Below are 5,524 nucleotides of genomic sequence, written 5' to 3' on the forward strand. Positions count from 1 at the left end.
CGACCGCCCCGGGCACCAGCGCCCCTCCTCCGCTGCCCTCCACCGAACGAGCGCTGTACCACCGTCTGGCCGTGGCCCAGTCCGAGGGACGTGCCCCCTCCGTGGTCGCCGCCGTGGTCCGGGACGGTGTCCCCGTGTGGTGCGCGGGCCGTGGCGAGGTCGCCGGGGAGGTGCCCGGCCCCGAAGTGCAGTACCGCATCGGCTCGATCACCAAGACCTTCGTGGCGATCCTGGTCATGCGGCTGCGGGCCGAGGGACTGATCTCCCTCGACGACCGCCTCGGCCGTCACCTGGACGCCCCCGCCGGAGGGGAGGCCCGGATCGCCGAACTCCTCTCCCACGCCGGTGGTCTGGCGGCCGAGCCGCGCGGCCCGTGGTGGGAGCGAACCGAGGGGAGCCTGCGCCCGGAACTCCCCGACCTCTTCGGTGAGCGCCCGCTGCGCCATTCCCCGGGACGCCGCCACCACTACTCCAACACCGGCTACGCCCTGCTCGGTGCTCTGGTGGAACACCTGCGGGGCCGCCCCTGGTACGAGGTGCTGCGCGAGGAGGTGCTCCACCCGCTCGAAATGTCCGATACCACCCTCCTGCCGCGCGCCCCGCACGCGGAGGGCTGGGCCGTGCACCCCCACGCCGACGTGGTGCAGCCCGAGCCGGCGCCGGACACCGGCCGCATGGCGCCGGCCGGTCAGCTCTGGTCCACCGCCGCCGACCTGTGTCGTTTCGCCGCTTTCCTCACCGTCGGGGACGACCGGGTGCTCGGGGCGGCGGATGTGGAGGAGATGCGCCGCCCCGCCGTCCCCGCCGAGACGCGCGACCGGGACACGTCCTACGGGTGGGGCCTGCAACTCCTCCACCACCGGGGCCGCGTCCTGGCGGGCCACTCCGGTTCCATGCCGGGCTTCGTCGCGGGCCTGTGGATCTCCCCCGCCGAACGCCTCGCTGCTGTCGCACTGACCAACGCCACCTCCGGCCTGTCCGCACCCACCCTGGCGGCGGACCTGATCGCGCTGGTGGCCGAGCACGAGCCACCCCTCCCCGAACCCTGGCGGCCGATGTCCCGGGTCGATCCGGGGCTCGTGGCGGCGGCGGGGGTCTGGTACTGGGGCACCGCGCCGCACGTCCTGCGCGTGCGGGCCGGCCGCGAGCTGGAGCTGGCCCCGGCGGGGAGCACCGGTCGCGGTTCCCGTTTCCGGCCGGAGGCGGACGGCACCTGGACCGGCCTGGAGGGGTATTTCGCCGGGGAGACCCTGCGCATCGGTTCCGGGGCGGACGGTGCCGCCGGTGGCTCCCGGGGGCCCGGGCACCTGGACATCGGCACCTTCGTCTTCACCCGCACCCCCTATGACCCGGCCGCCCCCGTTCCCGGGGGCGCCGATCCGGAGGGCTGGCGCGGGAAACCGGACGACACCGACGCCTGACCCGCGCCCGACCGCGGCACGCGCCCCGGGGACGGTCGTCGACCGTCCCCGCGGTCACCGGATCGGGACCGGAAGCCCCTCGGGGACCGGGGACTCCGCGTGCGCGGGCCCCAGGGCGTGTTCCACCACCATCAGGGCCGCCCCGTGGATGCCGGCCCGCTCGCCCGCCCGGGACTGCACGATCCGCAGATCCCGGGTGGCCAGCGGAAGCGAGCGCTGGTAGACCACCTCCCGCACACCGGCGATCAGGTGCTCCCCCGCGAGGGAGAGCGCGCCGCCGATGACGATGACCGAGGGGTTGAAGAAGCTGACCGCGGTGGCCAGCACCTCCCCGATGTCCCGGCCGGCCTGCCGTACCAGCGTCAGCGCGGCCACCGATCCCCCGCGCGCCAGGGCCGCCACCTCCCCACTGGTGCGAACGGGGGAGCCCATCTCGGTCAGCCGACGGGCCAGGGCCGAACCGCCGGCCACCGCCTCGAGGCACCCCACGTTCCCGCAGCGGCAGGGAAGTTCCGCGCCGTGCGGCAGCCGGACGTGTCCCATGTCACCCGCCACGCCCTGGGACCCCCGGTGCAGCCGGCCCCCCGCGATCAGCCCGCTGCCGATGCCGGTGGCGACCTTCACGTAGATCATGTGCTCGGCCTCCGCCCAGTGGGCGCGGTGCTCGCCGAGGGCCATGATGTTCACGTCGTTGTCCACCAGGGTCACCGCGCCGAGCCGCCCGCCCACGAAGCCGGGCACATCGAAACCGTCCCAACCCGGCATGATCGGTGGGTTGGTGGGACGTCCCGAGCGATGTTCCACAGGGCCCGGCAGACCGATGCCGATACCCATCAGGTCGCCCCGGGCGCGATCGGCCCGGTCCAGCAGGGCCCCGCCCAGGCGACACAGCTCCTCCAGCACGACATCGGGGCCCGCCGCGACGTCCAGGGACACGTTCTCCTCGGCCAGCACCTCGCCCGAGAGATCGGTCAGCGCCGCGGTGAGGTGGGTGGCGCCGATGTCGGCGGCCAGAACGACCCGGGCCCCGGGGTTGAAGGCGTACAGGGAGGGAGGGCGTCCTCCGGTGGAGGGGCCCTTGTCGGTGTGGCACAGCAGTCCGGAGTCGAGGAGGGTGTCCAGCCGCTCGGCCACGGTCGAACGGGCGAGACCCGACTCGGCGGCCAACTCGGCCCGGGTGCGCGGCCGTCCGTCCCGGACGAGCCGCAGCAGAAGCGCCGTGCCGGCTGTCGGGCCGGTGGGCGACGGGCCGCTCTCCCTCATTCTCTTCCCTTCCCGGTCACATGTGTGGTGGTGAGCCCAACGGTACAACACCCCTCACTTAGTCATGATCATCCCCAGTCTTCCGGCGGAAGCTTTGGAACTTTTTATTGACCACCGGTAAAAGTGCTCCTACGTTGTCCGCCATGACAGGCGCAACGAAGAGCCTTCGGTCGTCACCCCCGGCGACCGTCGGGGAGCCACTGCTCGCGATGCGGGGCATCGTCAAGGGCTTCCCGGGTGTCCGTGCCCTCGACGGCATCGACCTCGACGTGTCCGCCGGCGAGGTGCACTGCCTGCTGGGCCAGAACGGCGCGGGCAAATCCACCCTCATCAAGGTCCTGGCCGGAGCCCACCAACCCGACGCGGGTCGGATCCGGTGGAGGGGCGAGGAGGTCCGGCTGCCCGATCCCGGGGCCTCACTGCGGCTCGGCATCGCGACCATCCACCAGGAGCTGGACCTGGTGGACGGGCTCACGGTGGCGGAGAACATCCATCTGGGCCACGAGACCACCCGGTGGGCGATGATCGCCCGATCGGAGGCCAACACCGCCGCCGCCCGTCTGCTGCACCGCCTCGGCCACCCCGAGATGTCCCCGACCACCGAGGTGGGCCGACTCTCCGCCGCCGGCAAACAGCTCGTCTCCATGGCCCGGGCCCTCTCCCGGGACGCCCGCCTCATCGTGATGGACGAGCCCTCCGCGGTTTTGGACCGCGGCGAGGTGGAGCGCCTCTTCGAGGTCGTGCGCGGTCTCGCCGACCGGGGCGTCGCCATCGTCTACATCTCCCACCGTCTGGAGGAGATCCGCCGCATCGGTGACCGGGTCACGGTCCTCAAGGACGGCCGCACCGTCGCCTCCGGGCTTCCGGCGAACACCCCCACCACCGAGGTCATCCGTCTGATGACCGGCCGCTCCATCGACTACGTCTTCCCCCCGCGCACACCGGTGCCCGAGGGTGCCGAACCGGTCCTGGAGGTGGAGTCCCTCGGCCGTCGCGGAGAGTTCCGCGACATCGATCTCACCGTCCGGGCCGGGGAGATCGTGGGCCTGGCCGGTCTGGTGGGCTCCGGTCGGTCGGAGATCCTCGAAACGGTGTACGGCGCCCGGCGCCCCTCGACCGGTACCGTCCGGGTCGCCGGCACAACGGTCCGCCCCGGTCGACCGGCCGCCGCCATGGCGGCCGGCATCGGCTTCTGCCCCGAGGAACGCAAGAGCCAGGCCCTGGTGCTGGACGACTCCGTCCAGCGCAACATCACCCTGGCCGACCTGCGCCGGTTCAGCCGATGGGGTTTTCCCGACCGCGCCGCCGAGAGGCGCGCCGCCGCCGACCAGGCCACCGGTCTGGACCTGCGCCCCCCGGACGTGGACCGCCCCGTTCGGACCCTTTCCGGCGGCAACCAGCAGAAAGTGGTGCTCGCCCGTTGGCTTTCGCGCGGCTGCCGCGTCCTGCTGCTCGACGAACCCACCCGGGGCGTGGACGTGGGCGCCCGGGCGGAGATCTACGTGTTGATCCGCGATCTGGCGGCCCGGGGCATCGCGGTGGTCGTGGTCTCCAGTGAGATCGAGGAGGTCATCGGCCTCTCCGACCGCGTACTGGTGGTGTCCGACGGTGAACTCGTCTTCGAGGGGCCGGCGGAGGACATCGACGAACACCGCGTGCTCGACATGGTGATGGAAGGTGATGTGGCGTGAGCGCCGAGACCACGACCCCCGCCCGCGACGGGGAGCCGGGCTCCGGCACACCCGTCGGGGGCGACCGCCCCGGGGAGGGCCTCCCGGGCAAGACCACCGGGGGGAACGGTGGAGGCCGAACCCCCCGCGACCGGATCGGCGAACTGTTCGCGGGGTCGGTGGGACGCAACGCGGGGCTGGTGATCGCCCTTCTGGCGCTGTGCCTGATCGGCTTCCTCACCGCCGGCGACCGTTTCGCCACCATCGACAACGTGATGACGATCCTGCGGCTGGCCTCCGTCATCGGTGTCGTGGCCGTCGGCATGACCTTCGTGATCACCGGTGGCGGCATCGATCTCTCGGTGGGCGCCATCGTCGCCCTGGCGACGGTCTGGGCCACCACCCTCTCCACCCAGACCATGGCCGCCGACACCCACTGGATGATCATGGTCACCACCGCGTTGGCGGTGGGTGCCGGATGCGGGCTGATCAACGGCCTGTTGATCGCCTACGGGCGCATGGCTCCCTTCATCGCGACCCTGGCCATGCTCGCCGGAGCCAGGGGACTGGCCGAGATGATCTCCGAGAAGCGGACCCAGGTCATCACCGTCCCGGGCCTGGTGGACTTCTTCGGTGGCCGAGTGTTGGGCATTCCCGTCCTGGTGATCGTCTTCGCGCTGGTGGCCGCCGGTGGATGGGTCCTGCTCAACCGCACCACCTTCGGCCGCCGGACCCTCGCGGTGGGTGGCAACCCCGAGGCCGCCCGGCTGGCCGGCGTCAATGTCCGACGCCACACCGCGCTGCTCTACGTCCTGCTCGGCACGGCCTGCGGCATCGCCGCCGTGATGATCATGGCCCGCACCACGGCCGGCACCTCCACCCACGGCATGCTCTACGAACTCGACGCGATCGCCGCCGTGGTGATCGGTGGAACCCTGCTCAGCGGAGGCCGCGGCACCATCGTCGGGACCGTCTTCGGGGTCCTGATCTTCACCACCCTCACCAACGTGTTCACCCTCAACAACCTGGACACCTCCACCCAGGCGGTGGCCAAGGGACTGATCATCGTCGTCGCGGTCCTGCTCCAGCAGCGTGTCGCGGCCCGGGGCGGCCCCGGATAGACCGGTCGGTCCGTCCCCGGGTCCCGCGTCCCCTGCCCCACCCGTCCCT

4 protein-coding genes are annotated in these 5,524 nt (G+C 72.3%); 3 read left to right on the plus strand and 1 reads right to left on the minus strand.

The window, feature by feature from the left end:
• Nucleotides 1-32 precede the first annotated feature (32 nt).
• Nucleotides 33-1,421: a serine hydrolase domain-containing protein gene (locus FNQ90_RS11235; protein ID WP_182606236.1), complete on the plus strand. Its 1,389-nt coding sequence runs from the start codon at nt 33-35 to the stop codon at nt 1,419-1,421.
• A gap of 54 nt (nt 1,422-1,475) precedes the next feature.
• On the opposite strand, the gene FNQ90_RS11240 is transcribed toward FNQ90_RS11235, so the two are convergent.
• Nucleotides 1,476-2,684: an ROK family transcriptional regulator gene (locus FNQ90_RS11240; RefSeq protein ID WP_182606234.1), complete on the minus strand. Its 1,209-nt coding sequence runs from the start codon at nt 2,682-2,684 to the stop codon at nt 1,476-1,478.
• Between the two features lie 209 nt (nt 2,685-2,893).
• Between FNQ90_RS11240 and FNQ90_RS11245 the strand changes: the two genes are divergently transcribed.
• Entirely contained in the window at nt 2,894-4,375 is a 1,482-nt protein-coding gene (locus FNQ90_RS11245) for a sugar ABC transporter ATP-binding protein (RefSeq protein WP_182606237.1), read from the plus strand.
• Nucleotides 4,372-5,475 carry an ABC transporter permease gene (locus FNQ90_RS11250; RefSeq protein ID WP_182606235.1) on the plus strand — a complete coding sequence of 368 codons (1,104 nt, stop codon included), beginning with the start codon at nt 4,372-4,374 and terminating at the stop codon, nt 5,473-5,475. The genes FNQ90_RS11245 and FNQ90_RS11250 overlap by 4 nt, the downstream gene beginning before the upstream one ends.
• The last annotated feature ends 49 nt before the right edge of the window (nt 5,476-5,524 follow it).

Source organism: Streptomyces alkaliphilus, from assembly GCF_014141535.1.
Classification (GTDB): Bacteria; Actinomycetota; Actinomycetes; order Streptomycetales; family Streptomycetaceae; genus Streptomyces; species Streptomyces alkaliphilus.